Source organism: Pseudoalteromonas sp. NBT06-2 (genome assembly GCF_002276045.1).
Classification (GTDB): Bacteria; Pseudomonadota; Gammaproteobacteria; order Enterobacterales; family Alteromonadaceae; genus Pseudoalteromonas.
In genome coordinates this window covers 55,790-72,430 of sequence record NZ_NQMR01000004.1, presented here as the reverse complement: position 1 = coordinate 72,430, position 16,641 = coordinate 55,790, and the positions used below count along the sequence as shown (strand labels likewise).

The following is a 16,641-nucleotide window of genomic DNA, read 5'->3' as shown; positions in this document are numbered from 1 at the left end:
ATTGTTATATCAGGGGTTAATTCATTTTAACTGCGATGCTTACACCCGAATAATTTGTGGAAGTACTCGCATCAATATAGCGCCAACCTTTATTAACGTTCACAGTAAAGCTTTCGTTATTACCTGCTGTTGAAGATTCTGCTTGTGCATTTGCAGCAGTAGCCCAGGTATCTGCATTAAAGTGGATGTCTACATCACCATCACCACCAGATGTTGATACAGTTAATTGTGTATTATCGCTATCAACCCAAACATAAAATGAACTTCTACCACCTGAAATACATTGTGTGACTCCCGAATTTAACTGACCATAGCTAATTGTAGTTGCACCACAATGAGGCGCTGTATTATTTGGATCTTCAGGGTATGGGTCTGAATTGTCTCCCATACCATCACCGTCAGTATCTAACCATTCTGTAGCATCCATTGGAAAAGCATCTGAATTATCGCCATAACCATCACCGTCTGTATCTAACCATTCATTAGGATCATTTGGGAAAGCATCTTGTGAATCAATCACCCCATCACCATCAGTATCAACAGGTTTTGTACCACCAGTTAGCTCATCAGTAATTTCATAAGTATTAATCGTATCTTTTTCTGTCATGACAGCTACACCTAAACATTGCCCAGATGTATCTGTTATGGCAGCACGACGCTTACCAAACCATTTCCAAGTATTAGCACTATCATATGTTTCACCTTGCTGTAGCGTTGTATAGCCAAAACTTTCACTTAATACACCCGTTTCATTATCAACACGATATATTCGTACTGGCGTATCACTTGTATTTGTAAATGAGAAATCAGCTTCAAATGGACCAATTAAATGCTTTTCCATTAAATCACAGCTGCCTATTGTATTCGCTACAGGAATAACCTCAGGCTCAGCTGCATTAGCCACAATTAAATCGTCAATAGTAAAGCTTGCACTTGTATTATTAAGTACTCCAACACTTAAACAGTTCAATCGTGTATCTGTCACCATAAAGCGACGATCACCGTACCATATATCAGATGTATAACTTTCACCTTGAGCTAACGTGCCATAACCATGATCAAACCCTGTTGCAGCACTTTTATATTTAGGTTTTCCAGTTGCGTTGTCTACTCTAAACAGCCTAACTAATTTGTCGCTAGTATTTGTAATAGTAAATGCATGTGATTTATCTAAAATCATATGTGGTTGCACTAATGTACAACTACCTAGCTCATCTTGAGAAGGTATTACCTCCGGAATAACATCTTTAACTAAATCAGCCTCAATAGTAAATGAGTTATTATTTTCAGCCATTACTGCTACACCTAAACAATTCATATTGTTATCAGTTAACACCAAGCGGTCTGATACCTTCCAACTTGTAGAAGTATATGTATCCCCTTGATTCAAGGTTTTATAGTTTTTACCAAAGTTAGGTGTGCCTTTATTATAGTCTAACCAAAATAATGACACTGGCGTATTTGTTGTATTAGTAAAGGTAAAGTTAGTGGTATTAGCATCTACTGGACGAACGTATTGTTGCACTAATGCACAACTTCCGATTGTATCAGCAGACGGAATTTGAGCACTTTGAGGTACGATAGCTTCAGAATTGGCAGTAACAAATGCTTCAAAACCATTTTCAGTACGAGCAGCAACACTTTTTATAACTTCAATATAAGCCGCATTATCGCCAACTTGCAATGCTGCTGTTAAGTTTTCAACCTCGGTAGGATGTACTTCGGCAAGATAACGCATCGCAAAATAGCTCCAAGGATATAAATCATCATAACCGTAGGCCATAAATAACAAGTTATATAAAGGCGGAATCGTTTTACCTTTTAATGTGTTTAAAGTTCTGGGATGATCATTACCATTAGCCATATATTCGGCCATACCTTCAGACCAAGATACATTGTAATTAAATGAGCCATATGAGCCTGCTTTGACATATCTGCCATCTAAGTAATGCACAAATTCATGACGAAGATTATAAATTTGGTCTATATATTGACATGAGCCTCCAACCCAATCATCTGGACATTGCATTGCAATAAATCTAGCTTGGTTTGTATCTGATTCTGGCGTGCCTTCTAAATACATACCACCATTATCTGTACTAATACCAAAAAACTCAGACGCATATTTTTCATAGTCTGCTGGGCTTGCAAATGCAATGACTTCAATTGTATCGTTCTTATCTCCAGTTACTGGTGTGCCGCTAGTATTAAAAAACGCGTGAAACTCTGTTTCTTGTAAGGCCATGTCAGCACAAGATTGATCTAATGTAGCTTGACTAATACTGCTCTGTGCTCTAATTGTAATTTTATCAGTACATTTATGTGATACTGTTAATATATCTTCTTCTTTTGGTGGTACAACGCAACTTCCAAATAAAGGATCTGTTGATTGACATAAGCGTCCAGCTGATTTTAAATAATTTTTTGTAATGATTTTTTGTGTTGTTTCTACTGAAATATCTTTAATAACTTTATCGTAAACTTCAAGTACAGTGCTATCAAAACGTGCTTTAGCTTCATTATTTGCAATACTAGACACCTTACCAAGCGCAATCATAGTATGTGGTAAAATCCATTTTCGATCAGCTTCGGTTGACCAACGCATATCTAATGATGTTTCTCCTAAAAACGCAAAAGAGCGTAATACTGATAATACATCTAACATATTTTTATTTATGACAGATTTTACACTGGCATCACCATAATATGCAGCAGAACCAATGGCTCCTAATAAAGCCATCGTTGAATCACCGGCATTACTAATTGAAAATGGGTTTGTTATTAATGAATGCGTTTGAATAATAGCTAATAAATGTGGAAGATGATCTTTGAAATATACAGCGCCTGATTTACGTTCAAAATTATTTAAAGCTTTAGCATAACCTTCCTGAATTACGGTACCATCAGGACCCAAAAAATCAGTCATTTTTGCTACAGCTTGTAATGCAATGCTTAAATCAGAAGCTTCTACGTCGGTCATATCTGCTGCGTAATATTTATATGAACCTAAAAAATATAAAATCTGATTTAAATCAGGATCCGTTAAGTCATTGGTACTCGCTAAGTAATGTAAAGCTTCGGATACATCTTTAATAGGATCCACACTTGCGCTTGCGATTTTTTCAAAATCACTATAACTTGCAGCTAAAATAGTTGGAATTGTACTGCCATATCCAGCTTTTGAAACAATAACAGGTGATGGAAGTGAAACTTGTATATTTGTATCAAAAACAATGTAATCACCCATAGGTGGTGGTACGTCACCACCTGTAACAGTAACCATTAAACTCGTCTGTTCTATATTGCCAGATATTCTAAAGTAACGATTACCAGATCTTGAGGTAAATGAAAGGTTTTCGTCGTTAGTACCTGATGTTTTACTTGATTGTTCTTCATTACCACTCCAGTCATCACCATCGAATAAAATAATATCAGCATCACTACCAGAAAATGTGCCACCTGATGTTGTAATAGTTACTTGGCTATTTTCATACGGGACATTGATAAAAAGATAATGACCGTAGTCTGTAATGCAATGCATTTGGTTTACAGGTACTTCACCTTGGCGCTCTAATGTTTTAGTGCCACATAATTGAGCTGCTTGAGCAACTCCCATATTTAACGAAAATAGAACAGCGCTTGCTAATAATGTTTTTTTTGTAGTTATTTTCATATTAATTCACTTTATTGCTCATATAACAGGGCACTAACCCTGAAAAAAGAGGGCTCTTTCATTGAACACAAACGATATAATCGCTTGTAATAGGTGTCTAAATCTTCCGCATCAATTTAGGAGCATTTGTTAATGTTGTATATTAACAGGTAGGTGCGTTATTATTAAATAATATAATAAAAACAGAGGATTACAGAAATAATTAAATAGAAATGTTAATGATGAATATGATCGTAATGTGTAGATATGAGTAAAAGACATAAAAAATCGCTATGGAGTTTCCATAACGATTTTTTAAAATGGAGTGTGTTAAATATTAAAATTCAGCGTTATGGTATACATTTTGAACATCATCACAATCTTCTAACATATCAAGGAAACGCTCAAAAACCTCAATATCATCACCAGAAATGGCGGTCATAGATTGTGGCACAAAAGAAATTTCTTCAACATCTAGTGTCACGCCCATCTCATCTAGTACTGTTTTAGTATTGTGAAATTCTGTATGGGGTGCAAAAACAGTAATTTTGCCATTTTCACATTCTACATCAGTTACATCAACATCAGCCATCATAAGTGCTTCGAGCACAACTTCATCATCATCACCATCAAAAACAAAGATAGCTAAATGATCAAACATATGAGAAACAGAGTTTTGAGCACCAATTTTAGATTTTGCTTTTGTAAAGCAAACACGAACATCAGCAAAGGTTCTACTGTTATTATCTGTTAAACAGTCAACAATTATCATTGTGCTACCAGGGGCATAACCTTCATAACGTGTTGAGCTATAATCTTCACCGCCCCCCCCTTTCGCTTTATCGATTGCACGATCAATTACATGAGCTGGTACTTGATCTTTTTTGGCGCGATCAATTAAGCGACGTAAAGATAAGTTACCATCAGGATCAACACCACCATTTTTAGCACAAACATAAATTTCTTTGCCGTACTTCGAGTAAATTTTTGTTTTTTGACCAGCTGTTTTAGCGATATCATTTTTTTTATTTTGAAAAGCTCTTCCCATCTGAATTCTAGCCTTAATATTTTTCTTTAAGATAATAGCGTAATTTTAACGGGAAAAGGGCCTTAAACGCCAGTAAAACAATGTTTATTACTAACAGTATTACGATTATATTATAAATAAAACGATAACCTTGCTACACAGTGAATACTGCTAAAATTATGAATACAGTATCACCAATATTGTTCAACTGTGATATGTCCAGAAGTACTTCGTCGATTTCGCTCATAGCCCATTTGATTTAAAGTAACACTCGTATCCTTGACCATTTGAGGATTGCCACAAATCATAAATTGACTGTTATTAATTGAAGGCTCTATGCCACAAAATTGAAATAACGCACCTGACTCTAGTAGCTTTGGCACTCTGCCTTCTAATCCTGAAGGGTTTACTTCTCGACTAACAATAGAAACATACTTTAATTGAGTGTATTTATTACATAAGTTGAAAATTAACTCTTGATAGCATAAGTCTTCAATAGCTCTAACAGCATGAACTAATATAATTTTTTGAAAACTGCGCCAAACATCTCCTTGTTGTAAAATTGACAAAAAAGGTCCAATTGCAGTCCCTGTAGAAAGTAACCATAGTTGCTCTGATTTTGGCACTTCATCTATTGTAAAATAGCCTGAAGAAACAGATGAAATTTCAATTTCATCACCTTTTTGTAAATTTGATAATGGACATGATAAATTCCCTCCATCTACCTTTATCAAATAAAACTCTAAATCTCTCTCTTTTGGCGGATTTACAAAAGAGTACGCTCGTGTGATACGTTTTCCGTCAACATTCATCGCCAATTTTGTAAATTGACCTGCTTTGAAGCCTTCTATCGGTGCATTTAATATAAGTGAAAATAACCTGTCGTTCCACCATTTTATATTTTTAACTCTACCGGTTAACCAATTTGCCATATTAAAGCTTCCTAGGGTTTAGCTACTTTAAAAATGACATTGATTTATCATTTAATCAAGCCTGTACGCATAAAAAAGGGCAACTTACGTTGCCCTTTATAAACTCAATTTGGGAAATTTAGTTTATTTTATTCAGGTGTAGCTTGTAACGTTAATGTCATACCTGATGCCGCAGAGTAACCATAAATATCGATGTACCATGTACCAGCTGCTGGTGCTGAAAATGTACAAGTCTCATTATTACCATTTTCATAAGGACGACAATCATATGCAGTTTTAGTTGATTGCTTACCTTGCGTAACATATAAGTCAGCATCACCTGAACCACCTGCAATCGCTACTGTTAAATCAGCATATCCTGCAGTTAAATCGTATGTATAACGCGTCCAGCTTTTTCTTGATACAGAAACATCTGAAACAGTTTCATCTACTGGTTGAACTGCACCACCATTACCGCCACCATTATCAGCTGCAGTATAAGAACCTGTTAAAGTAACATCAGCAAAAGTACTATATGCTTTTACACGAATATAATAAGTACCTGCACTATCTGTCACAGCACAAGATTCAGTATTACCACTTTCATATGGACGACAGTCGTAGTTACTATCAGTTGGTGTAGAGCCAAATTTAACATACATATCAGCATCACCAGAACCACCATTCATATCGAATGAGATATCCGTTGCGCCTGCTGGTACTTCCATAGTGTAAACAACATCATTACCTGTAGTAGCTGTTAAACCTGTTTTAGCTACACCATTTTCAAGTTCAGTATTATCTACTGGTGGTTCAACTGGTCCTGGACCTGTACCATTACCGTCACAACCATTCGCTGTAATGTAATCAACTGCATCTTTAGTTTGTGCTAAACCATAACCGAATTTAACATCTCTACCAGAAGCACCAAGATCTTGTGCTGTTGTATTAAGTACATTACGGATTTCAACATTTGTACAAGAAGGATGATGACTCCATACTAATGCAGCAACACCAGCAACGTGAGGAGAAGCCATTGAAGTACCACTCATTTTACCGTAGTTTCCAGTGCCAATATTGATGCTTGCGTTCAGACTTACATTTACTAGCATTGCTGCACCATCTGTATCTGAAACTGTTACACTAGGAATTGATGTTGAATTGGTATCGCCTAAAGTACCACCAAAACTACCTGCTGCATTATTATAAATAATCGCACCTACACCACCACTATCCTGACATGCTTTTACTTTATCGTGGAAAGAAATATTACCACGCTGAATTAAACAGATTCGACCTGAAGCGCCATTATCAATTGCTTCACCAGTTCCTAAGTTATATAACGAACCACTTACAGTACCTTGGTTTTCCATTGCATTCGCAGTGTATCCAGTACCGGCGACTGAAACTTCAACAACAGAACCACCACCTGTATGGTATGTTGAGTATACATCAACGCCTGGACCTGAAATTTCTACTTGACTATTTTTTTGTGAGAAATCAGCAAGTGCTTTTACACTATCAACCGCTGCAACAGACATTACTGAATCGTATGAAGCGGGGAAGCTTTCAACATCTGTCGTATTTGTTGCTACACCATCATTACCAGCTGCCGCAATAAGTAAAACACCTGCATCATATGCTGCTTGAATACCATTTTTTTCTGAAATACTAGAGCCAGTACCACCTAGACTCATATTGATTACATCAGAACCATTATTTTTACATGTATCAATTGCATTAACTAAATCTGAAGAGTATCCCCAACCAGCATCATTAAAAACTTTTATAATATGCATACTTGGATTAGTACCAATAACACCTCTAACACCAATACCATTATTTAAAGCAGCTATTGTACCCGCTACATGAGTACCATGTGGGCCACCATGTGCATACCAGTTACCAGTCCCACTATCATTAGTACCTGAAATAGTATCTCCACGAGTACCCATATCTTCATGTGGTAAGTCTAAACCTGAATCAATTACGCATATTTTTTTACCGCCAGCGCTTGCAGAAGCAACACTGTCATCTACTTGATCAGCTTGAACCATACCTATGCCATATGGCACGTTTTGCGCCATTAAACGACGTGGTAAATCTTCTTCTACATATTCAACATTATTGTCAAAGCTTAAAGCTATCGCATCTGATGCACTTAATTCTGCAGCAATGATATTTATATTTTTATGCTCAGCCTTAATTTTGCCACCAAGATTATGTAATTTGTTTTTAACATTTGATGCAGCTGAATTATTATCAGAAGCAAAAGCAGCAAAGTTGTCATCCATTCCAACTGTGCTGTCTTGTTTGTATTTTATGATAAAACGTTTAGGTAAAGGTGATGATGTAACAGAATTAATCGCATTATCTGTAAGCTGAACACCTTTTGGTGCCGCGTATAAAGCAGTTGATACAGCTAAAGATAAAGCACTTGCTGTCATCAGTATCGTTTTTGTTGAAGTATTTCTCATATTGATTACCCTGGATGTGTCTATTTATAATTGTTGTCAGCCCTTATTGGGAACATCAAGATAACATTAAAAACAAAAATGAAACAATAAATTAACAAGTATTATGTTAACAATTGTAAACACCCAAATATATAAACAATTCAAGCTATTGATTTTAAATTAGTTTATTATTGTTGAATTTAACAATATAGTAGGTTTTAGTGATTTTTAATATATCAACAATTCAACTTTCGAATTATCGATCTGCTTTAAATAAATGCTCTTAGTCAAGTTAGACAACCACCAGCTCAAATGAGCTCTCTTTTTACTATAATTTAGTTTTATAGCAATAATTGGCTTTTAGAGTAAATATTTGATATTTTTGTTAACTCTAAATAGAGCAATAACTCTATAGTTGGTAATTAAAATGAATAATGCAATCATTAACTTTGTTCACGCAAATGGTTTTCCTGCAAAAAGCTACAATACATTCTTAGATATGTTTACAGATGGCTTTAAAGTCATCGCGTTAGAAAAATATGGTCATAACCCTTTGTATTCTATCACTCATAATTGGCAATATCTTGTTGATGAATTAATAGAATTTGTGATCATGAAAAATATAGCGTTGAAACAAGACAATGAAAAAATAATTAATATTGGTCACTCTTTTGGTGGGGTTATTTCGTTTATGGCTGCTTGTCAAAGACCAGATCTTTTTAAGTGTGTCATCATGTTAGATCCCCCAGCGTTTACAGGCGTAACCGCTTTTATGATGAAATTACTTAAAGGCACTCAATTATTTGATAAAATAACCCCTGCAGGAAAAGCAAAGGTGAGACGTAAGCAATGGCCTTTAAATGCTGATATGGTGAATCAATTTAAGCATAAAGCGTTATTCAAAAATTTTGATTCTAGATGTCTATCTGACTATGCAACACATGCCATCGTCAACCGAAATCAAAGGCAAGAACTACTATTTTCAGCTAAGGTTGAAACTGAAATTTTCAGAACTCTTCCAGTAAATCTTGGCAACTTTAAGAAAAAGTTAAATGTACCTGCTACGTTAATTTATGCTCAAAATGGGGTTTGTACAGAAAGTGCGGTAAAAAGATTTACAAAAACAAATGACATAAATATGATTAAAATGCCAAATACGGGTCATATGTTTCCGCTAGAGCAGCCTGAAAAAACAGCAGCACTAATCAAGGACATTATTTGTAAATTATAGTTAAATTAGTAACGCATTATTTTTTCCGAAAATACAAATCTAATTTTTGTGCACCTTTTCAAGAGTAACGTTGAAATTTATTTAACCATAGGTTTTCTATTGGCTATACCGATGTTACTTCAAAACTCATGTTTCAGAGCTATCTGAGTGAGCCCAATTCAAGGGGTGTTGATGAAGGAATGTAGGCACCTTTCAAAACCAACGCAACGAAGAAAAGGGGTTGCTCAGAAACACCGTCCCGGCGAGTTTAAACCAAGTTTATGCTGCGTTATTAATTTTGATAAGGGAACAACTATTCTCTGCAATCAATGTCTTGCCTAAAGCTTTTCTAATTCCAACTGAATCCTCCACCTTGAAGTGGTTTGGGTATATACTTTACTTAATAGCATGAGTACTAAGGTAATAACAATAACTTTTGGTAATACAGTAAATAAAAGGTAAAGTTCATTGCAAATTAATTACTTATAAGCTTTGTAAGTAACTTTGTGGTTTCGACTAAAACTTAGTGTTTGAGTCATGGTTTAATGGTAAATGCAATATGAATTTAGTTTCCTGTCTTAATGTAGAGCTTACTGTAATATGACCATTATGTTCCTCTAAAATAGAGCTGACAATATGTAAGCCTAAACCAGTTCCTTTTCCTACAGGTTTTGTTGTAAAAAACGGATCAAACAGCTTTTTAATATTTTCAGAAGAAATACCATGGCCATTATCTTTAATGCTAATAGAGACTTTTAAATCGATAAGTTTGGTTGTGAGCCATACTTTACCTGAACTTTGAATTGCGTGTGATGCATTGACTAATAAAGTAATAAAGACTTGCTGCAATTTTTGCGGGTAACCAAAAATCATTGATATTGTGACTAATGAATAATTTAAGTGAAATAATCGAACTATTAATTTTTATAAAACATTTATTATCAAATGGCTAGTATCTGATTACTAAACTTTGAGGAGCTTTTTTTATTAGATAAATATATTCATAAAGATGGCAAGCTTCATCAAAAGCACCTGAAACACGATCTTTTGAGCAACTCATCACATTGATAAAAATATAAAAAACGCAAATTGTAGAATATTTCAAAAAATTTAAAAATTGACTTCATGGGTATAATAAATTGAAATACTGTATTTATCTTCAATTTTATCTTCATCTACATCTACAGTACTGACCATAAAGCTAAAACCTGCTTTACTAAGGCTCATATTATAATCTAAATAATCTGTTCCCGTATCATAATCATAACTGCCCAAGTGCATACCAAACTCTACATCTTTAAATAGTTCGAATGTAAGATTTAATTCAAAATAAGTATCATCACCAAAATCTGATTGCCAATCACTGTGAGCCGTGGTTGAAACGCCTACAGATATGAAATTCCATGAAGCAGATGCCATAATTTCAGAAAAATTTAAATTCTCTGTATCGGGGTAAACATAATAAATATAGCCAAAATCATATGAAAAATCGCCTAACTGCTTTTCAAAACCAGTATATAAATCCACTTCGGTTGTTGCATCTGATCTAAAGTCAATATTTGATGCCCAAGTACCTAAATATAAGCCTGATTTACGAGATAAATCAATGCCGCTGGATACAGCAGGTTTTTTATCACTTTTAGTAACACCTCGCCAAAAATAGTTATTGGTGGCTCCTATATTGGCTGTAACTCCCTCATCTGCTTGTACATTTATCCCTGAAAAAACAAACAATATACTTATAGTTGAAGTAAAACTTTTATAATACTTCATTTTGCTTCCTTCATTATTGAAATATCCATGCAAATTACTATATAAATAGTAATGATCGTATTCATCCCCTTAAGTAATAATTTTAGACGAGATCTACAGTTTAACTAGGTTTTATCTATACTTTTATTTTTAACAGAGTGTAGTGAAAATATCGAGGGTTTGCCATGGATAGAGTAGACTGCGTTTGTCTCAGTCTGTAGTATACATTACATGAAACTCCAAAGAAATTTTCATTATTTTTCACGTTAATGTATCACTTTATGTGGATATCTAAGTATCGACGTAAAGTTTTTTATGAGCTGTTCGTGAAGCGATGAAAGTTATAATTCACAAAATTGGCTACGATTACGACATAGATATAATTGAATTAAAAATAGCAAAAGACCATATTAAGATGGTCGTAAGAAGTGAACTAAAAATGTCACCAAGTCAGTTGAGACTCTTTTAAACTCGGCAATTCTTTTATAACACTTTATAATTAAGTCTTATCACTAGCTATATAAAGTAAATTTACCTATGGGATGTTGATCTTTCGATATTACTTTTGCAGCGAAATGTTGGGTATTTATACATGGCAGAGCATTTGTAATGTGGTTATTCCACATAAAAAGGCGATAACGCAGTAAAAATGACTAACAAACGCTGTTCGAAGGATTTAGCTAAAAGCTTTTTATTCTTTGTTGAGTCGTATTTACTTAGAATGACGAGGTTACACAATACTACTTGCCGCGGCTAAAATGCTTTTATCTCGAACAAAACTTAACCCTGAAAGATCAACAGCCCCTAGTGATATTTAAATTTGAATAATCAATAGACTACATGAATATCTCAATTATGACTTTTGCTAATTAATTGTTAACCATTGAGATGATATAAAATTCGATCTACACTGGTTTCTTTAAAACAAGAGAAAAGCATAGGATTTATGGCTAAAGGAAATAAAATCGCAGACATTTTTATTAATTATTCAGCCAATATTCGATACTACATTAGCCGAATTGTCCGTCCTGAAGATATCGAAGATATTGTTCAAGAAACGTTCATTAAAAGTTACGAAGCCGATTTAAAACAAGAAATACAATACGCTCGTAGTTATATGCTAAAAACTGCAAAAAATCTAGCCCTTAACCATGTACAGAAATGGGATAATAAATATAAAGATTCACTAGAGGATTTTTGCGAGCCACCTGTCCAATTAATATCTCAGAATTTTGAAAATGAATTTGAAAGCAAAGAAAGATTTCTATTATTTTGTAAAGCGACAGACCAATTGCAAGGAAGTGTTAAAAAAGCCTTTATACTAAAAAAAGTATACGGCTTGAGCCAACGAGAAATTGCTAACTACTTATCATTAAGTGAAAGCACCATTGAAAAACACGTCGCAAAAGGACTATTAACTTGTTCTGAATATATGGCTAAAGCTGAAAGAGATCAGTTCAATAAAACGGAAACACATTCGATATTATCTAAAGGTAAAAAGAGTTTATAAATGACAAATGTCACTAAATTCAATAGTAAACAAGTAATTCAAGAGCAAGCAAGCCTCTGGATCAGCCGCATGGATCGAGGTTTATCTATTGATGAGCAAAATAAACTCTCAATTTGGTTAAATAAATCAGATGTACATAAAGATACGCTATTTAATTTAGCAAAGCTCTGGGATGATTTAAGTGTTTTAAATGAACTAAGTGATTTATTTCCTTTAGAAAGAAAAGCCAAACCCAAGCATGTTACAGCGATTGCTATGGTTGCAAGTTTTGCCATCATTATGCTTTCAAGTGCCATTTTTATGTTTGACTACATTTCATTGCCATTTTTGAATTCAAACCAAACAATAGCACAAGTAAAGGACTATCAAACTAAAGTTGGTGAACAAATTAGCTTTTCATTATCTGATGGCACGAGCATTAGATTAAATACTAATAGCCAAGTACATGTCGCTTTTACAGATAAACACAGACAAATATCTTTATTAAAAGGTGAAGCGCGTTTTGATGTTACCAAAGATAAAAATAGACCGTTTACTGTGAGTATTGGAGAAAAATCCTTCACTGCTTTAGGTACTATATTTAATGTGCAGAAGAACAATAGCAGTGATTCAGAATTAGTTGTTACTGAAGGGAAAGTTTTGATCAGCGATACTAAAACTATCACTAAACGTTTAGGTAATATTGTAAATAGCTTTAAAACTTTAGAACATCATAAATTAGCAGGAGCTGTTGTTAATTCAGGAGAAAAATCAATAGTTACCAGTAAAACAAAAATAAGTAAAATTTCATTAGATCAAATTCAAAAAGAGTTGTCTTGGCAACAAGGTATGCTTATTTTTGATGCAACACCTTTAGTCACGGCTTTGAATGAAGTTTCAAGGTATAACGATATTCATTTTGAATTTTCAGATAAAGGCCTTTCGGAATTAAAAATATCGGGATATTTTAAATCTGGGGATATAGACACCTTATTGCAATCACTCATTGATAATTTAGGTATTCATTTGAAAAGAGTATCTGAAAAAAACATAAAACTTACTTTAGCAAAAGTATAAACGGTATCAATGTAAAGTTTGCGTTACTGTTAAGTTAAAAAGAATAGGCTCTTTTTATAATTTTACTAAATATTTACTTTTGTACCTCTAGCATTTTAAGTTCATTTCAGAGATTATTAATTATTAAATAATAATTACAACATTTGAGGCTTTTTTGCTGTTTAATTCATTAAACATTACTTTCTGCAAATCTCATTTCAAAAAACTTTATATGCATTCTCGTATTAATATATCTTTAATCTTATTGTTATGCACTGTTCCCGTATGTTTTGCACAAACTATGCTTAAGTTTGAAATAGAAAAACAACGTGCCGATAAAGCCCTAATTAACTTCGCTAAACAATCAAATCAAACTATTATTTTTTCATTTGAATTAACAAAACAATATCAAGCTAATGACATTCACGGATTTTATTCATTTGAAGCTGGCTTAAATCAACTTTTATTACATTCTGGCTTGCAAGCAAAAATCGATAATTTGGGAAAAATAACTATTAGTGCAGATAATACAATTACTCAAATAAATGATATTTTGAAAACAGCCTCTCGAGTAAATAACCACATTATTGAAGAAATAGATGAAACAGAAAAAATTTCTATTATTGGAAGTCGAGTAGCAGGACGCTCTGCTGATGATTTACCGGTTCCCGTAGATATCTTAACAACTGATATTTTAAGTCATACAGGTCAAACTGAACTTGGTAGAATATTACAAACAATAGCACCCTCTTTTAACTTTTCAAGTTCAGCTATAAGTGATGGCACTGACGCCTTACGTCCAGCTACGTTAAGGGGCTTAGGCCCAGATCAAACTTTAGTGTTAATAAATGGTAAACGCCGTCATCAAGCAAGTCTGATACATATCAACCCAACCGTTGGCAGAGGTACAGCAGGTACTGATATTAACGCCATACCTGCTGCTGCAATCAAGCGAATCGAGGTTTTAAGGGATGGTGCTGCCGCTCAATACGGTTCCGACGCCATTGCCGGAGTTATTAATATTGTTTTAAATGACATATCAGAAGGTGGAAAATCATCTTTAATTTTTGGTAAATATACTTTAGGTGATGGTGATAATATAAATTTAAATTTATCTAAGGGTTTTAGTTTTAATGATAGTGGTTTTTTAACTGCTACTTTAAATATAAAGAATGCACAGCCAACTAACCGCGCAGGGTTACATGGTTCATGTCAATTTGATAATTGCACCTCAATAAATTCTAATATCAATCTTGCTGGAGACCCCCGAGAGTTAACTGCGGCTAGAAAAACCTTTCGAATAGGCGATACTGACTCACAACAGATAGCCCTGACAATAAATTCTGCTTATGAAGTTCCGCAAGGTGAATTTTATGGTTTTATTACATATTCAAATCGTAATAATGAATCAGCGGCTTTTTTTAGACATAATGCAAATCAAAATTCAAACCCAACATTACAAGATAATGATGCAACTATCCCCAGTGGTTTCTTACCTAAAATCAACTCTGAAATAAATGATATTTCATATAGTTTAGGTTACCAAAACACCTTCAATAATAATTCATTTATTGATGTCTCATATACTTATGGAGAAAACTCTATAAACTATACAACAGGTAATTCGATTAACGCCTCATATGCAAATGCACTACAATACGCCACAGATTTAACCGCAAACCAAATCAGAGATATTATTCCCAGAGAAGCTTATGCTTATGGCCTTTTGCTCAGTTTAAGAACCATTAATTTTGATTTTGCTCATGATTTTGATTTTCTTTCTTTAGCAATCGGTGCCGAATTTAGAACTGATAAATTTAAAGTGATCCCGGGTAATGAATACGCATATAAAGATTTTGATACCGATATTTTTGGTAATAGCTTATTTGAAAATGATGCGTTCGCTGGCATTCAAGGGTTTATTGGTACTGCCCCTGGGCAAGCCGTTAATGAATTAAGAGATGTCGTTTCTTTTTATACCGATATTGAAACACAATTAACTTCAAGTTTACTTATTAGCAGTGCATTGAGATTTGATGATTATAAAGAATTTGGTCAAAGTACTAATTTAAAATTGGCTGCTAATTGGTCTTTAACCCCAAATATCGCGATTCGAGGAGCTGTTAGTTCAGGTTTTAGAGCCCCCTCAATGCAGCAGCTTTATACTGATAATATCAGTACACAATTTTTTAGTAACTCTTATGGCGGCGATCAAACTGCGCTACACATTGGAATTTTTAGAAATGACAGTGACTTAACTAAAGCTTTATCAATCCCACAACTAAAAGAAGAAGAAGCAATCAATTTTAGCATGGGCTCGGTACTTAAAATAAAAAATCTGATTGATTTTACAATCGACTTTTATTCAATTTATATTGATGATCGCATTGTATTAAGTAATTCATTAGGACAAGACTTGTCTTCAACTTTAGATTCAGCTTTAAAAACATCTGGCGTAAGTGCTGCACAATTCTTTTTAAACGGCGCAGATACGCATACCAAAGGTGTAGATATTATAGCAACCTATAATACCCCACTACTCAATGGCAATTTGGACTTAATATTTGCAGCTAATTTTACAGATACGCAAGTTGATAATGTATTCACTCCGAAAAATAGTGCTTTAGGGAATATAGCTCCCGAAGATATATTTTCTCAACAATCAATTTCTATCATTACTCAGTGGCAACCAAAAGATAGGATCAGTTTAAACACTTTATATCAAGTTGATGACTTTACATTCAACTTAGCATTTAATCGCTATGGAGAATATACGGTGACAGATGGTGGTACCCAAACATATGGTGCTAAAATTTTGACAGATTTACAGTTAAATTATCAAGTTAATGCAAGTTTATCATTTAACATGGGAGGAAATAACATATTTGATATTTATCCAGATAAAAATAAAATTGGTAATTCTCATTCTGGTACCATAATTGATAATGAAGGAAATCTAATTGTCAGTAGTCAAGGCGTTTTTACTTACTCTCGTCGCTCTTCTCCTTTTGGTTTTAATGGCGCGTACTATTATATTGGCGTCGAGTATCAATTTTAGTATGACGATACATTTAATTATTAAAGCATG

Annotated in this window: 11 protein-coding genes and 1 pseudogene; 5 read left to right on the top strand and 7 right to left on the bottom strand. The window is 34.0% G+C overall.

The window, feature by feature from the left end:
• Positions 1-16: 16 nt before the first annotated feature.
• The 4 genes from CJF42_RS01320 to CJF42_RS01305 all read right to left on the bottom strand — a co-directional run bounded on the left by CJF42_RS01320 (position 17) and on the right by CJF42_RS01305 (position 8,067).
• A complete protein-coding gene (locus CJF42_RS01320) occupies positions 17-3,673 on the bottom strand; it encodes a collagenase (protein ID WP_095364933.1) in 3,657 nt (1,218 codons plus the stop codon).
• Positions 3,674-3,989: 316 nt separating this feature from the next.
• Entirely contained in the window at positions 3,990-4,700 is a 711-nt protein-coding gene (locus tag CJF42_RS01315; protein WP_095364932.1) for a YebC/PmpR family DNA-binding transcriptional regulator, read from the bottom strand.
• Positions 4,701-4,870: 170 nt separating this feature from the next.
• The gene (locus CJF42_RS01310; RefSeq protein ID WP_095364931.1) at positions 4,871-5,611 is read right to left on the bottom strand and encodes a ferredoxin--NADP reductase; all 741 of its coding nucleotides are present in this window, start codon (positions 5,609-5,611) and stop codon (positions 4,871-4,873) included.
• 128 nt (positions 5,612-5,739) lie between these two features.
• Positions 5,740-8,067, bottom strand: a complete 2,328-nt coding sequence (locus tag CJF42_RS01305) for a S8 family serine peptidase (RefSeq protein WP_095364930.1) — start codon at positions 8,065-8,067, stop codon at positions 5,740-5,742.
• A 406-nt stretch (positions 8,068-8,473) separates the two neighbouring features.
• Between CJF42_RS01305 and CJF42_RS01300 the strand changes: the two genes are divergently transcribed.
• Entirely contained in the window at positions 8,474-9,277 is an 804-nt protein-coding gene (locus CJF42_RS01300) for an alpha/beta fold hydrolase (protein WP_095364929.1), read from the top strand.
• 495 nt (positions 9,278-9,772) lie between these two features.
• Here CJF42_RS01300 and CJF42_RS01295 read toward each other — a convergent pair whose 3' ends face one another.
• The gene (locus CJF42_RS01295) at positions 9,773-10,129 is read right to left on the bottom strand and encodes a sensor histidine kinase (RefSeq protein ID WP_095364928.1); all 357 of its coding nucleotides are present in this window, start codon (positions 10,127-10,129) and stop codon (positions 9,773-9,775) included.
• Between the two features lie 237 nt (positions 10,130-10,366).
• Positions 10,367-11,029 (bottom strand): TorF family putative porin, encoded by a 663-nt coding sequence (locus CJF42_RS01290; protein WP_095364927.1) that lies wholly within the window; start codon positions 11,027-11,029, stop codon positions 10,367-10,369.
• Between the two features lie 313 nt (positions 11,030-11,342).
• On the opposite strand from CJF42_RS01290, the gene CJF42_RS29205 reads away from it, so the two are divergent.
• Positions 11,343-11,477, top strand: coding sequence for a transposase (locus CJF42_RS29205; protein ID WP_141235453.1), 135 nt, complete (start codon positions 11,343-11,345; stop codon positions 11,475-11,477).
• Between the two features lie 62 nt (positions 11,478-11,539).
• Here CJF42_RS29205 and CJF42_RS28350 read toward each other — a convergent pair.
• Positions 11,540-11,746: pseudogene (locus tag CJF42_RS28350) on the bottom strand (hypothetical protein).
• A 208-nt stretch (positions 11,747-11,954) separates the two neighbouring features.
• Here CJF42_RS28350 and CJF42_RS01275 point away from each other — a divergent pair.
• From CJF42_RS01275 to CJF42_RS01265, 3 genes are all read left to right on the top strand, one after another.
• The gene (locus tag CJF42_RS01275) at positions 11,955-12,518 is read left to right on the top strand and encodes an RNA polymerase sigma factor (RefSeq protein WP_095364926.1); all 564 of its coding nucleotides are present in this window, start codon (positions 11,955-11,957) and stop codon (positions 12,516-12,518) included.
• Entirely contained in the window at positions 12,519-13,574 is a 1,056-nt protein-coding gene (locus CJF42_RS01270) for a FecR family protein (RefSeq protein WP_095364925.1), read from the top strand.
• 280 nt (positions 13,575-13,854) lie between these two features.
• Entirely contained in the window at positions 13,855-16,611 is a 2,757-nt protein-coding gene (locus tag CJF42_RS01265) for a TonB-dependent receptor plug domain-containing protein (protein WP_252097496.1), read from the top strand.
• Positions 16,612-16,641 lie beyond the last annotated feature (30 nt).

Excerpts from the sequence above, each read along its gene's own strand:
- CJF42_RS01320 (WP_095364933.1), bottom strand. The coding sequence starts at position 3,673 with ATGAAAATAACTACAAAAAAAACATTATTAGCAAGCGCTGTTCTATTT.
- CJF42_RS01315 (WP_095364932.1), bottom strand. The coding sequence starts at position 4,700 with ATGGGAAGAGCTTTTCAAAATAAAAAAAATGATATCGCTAAAACAGCT.
- CJF42_RS01310 (WP_095364931.1), bottom strand. The coding sequence starts at position 5,611 with ATGGCAAATTGGTTAACCGGTAGAGTTAAAAATATAAAATGGTGGAAC.
- CJF42_RS01305 (WP_095364930.1), bottom strand. The coding sequence starts at position 8,067 with ATGAGAAATACTTCAACAAAAACGATACTGATGACAGCAAGTGCTTTA.
- CJF42_RS01300 (WP_095364929.1), top strand. The coding sequence starts at position 8,474 with ATGAATAATGCAATCATTAACTTTGTTCACGCAAATGGTTTTCCTGCA.
- CJF42_RS01295 (WP_095364928.1), bottom strand. The coding sequence starts at position 10,129 with ATGATTTTTGGTTACCCGCAAAAATTGCAGCAAGTCTTTATTACTTTA.
- CJF42_RS01290 (WP_095364927.1), bottom strand. The coding sequence starts at position 11,029 with ATGAAGTATTATAAAAGTTTTACTTCAACTATAAGTATATTGTTTGTT.
- CJF42_RS29205 (WP_141235453.1), top strand. The coding sequence starts at position 11,343 with ATGAAAGTTATAATTCACAAAATTGGCTACGATTACGACATAGATATA.
- CJF42_RS01275 (WP_095364926.1), top strand. The coding sequence starts at position 11,955 with ATGGCTAAAGGAAATAAAATCGCAGACATTTTTATTAATTATTCAGCC.
- CJF42_RS01270 (WP_095364925.1), top strand. The coding sequence starts at position 12,519 with ATGACAAATGTCACTAAATTCAATAGTAAACAAGTAATTCAAGAGCAA.
- CJF42_RS01265 (WP_252097496.1), top strand. The coding sequence starts at position 13,855 with ATGCTTAAGTTTGAAATAGAAAAACAACGTGCCGATAAAGCCCTAATT.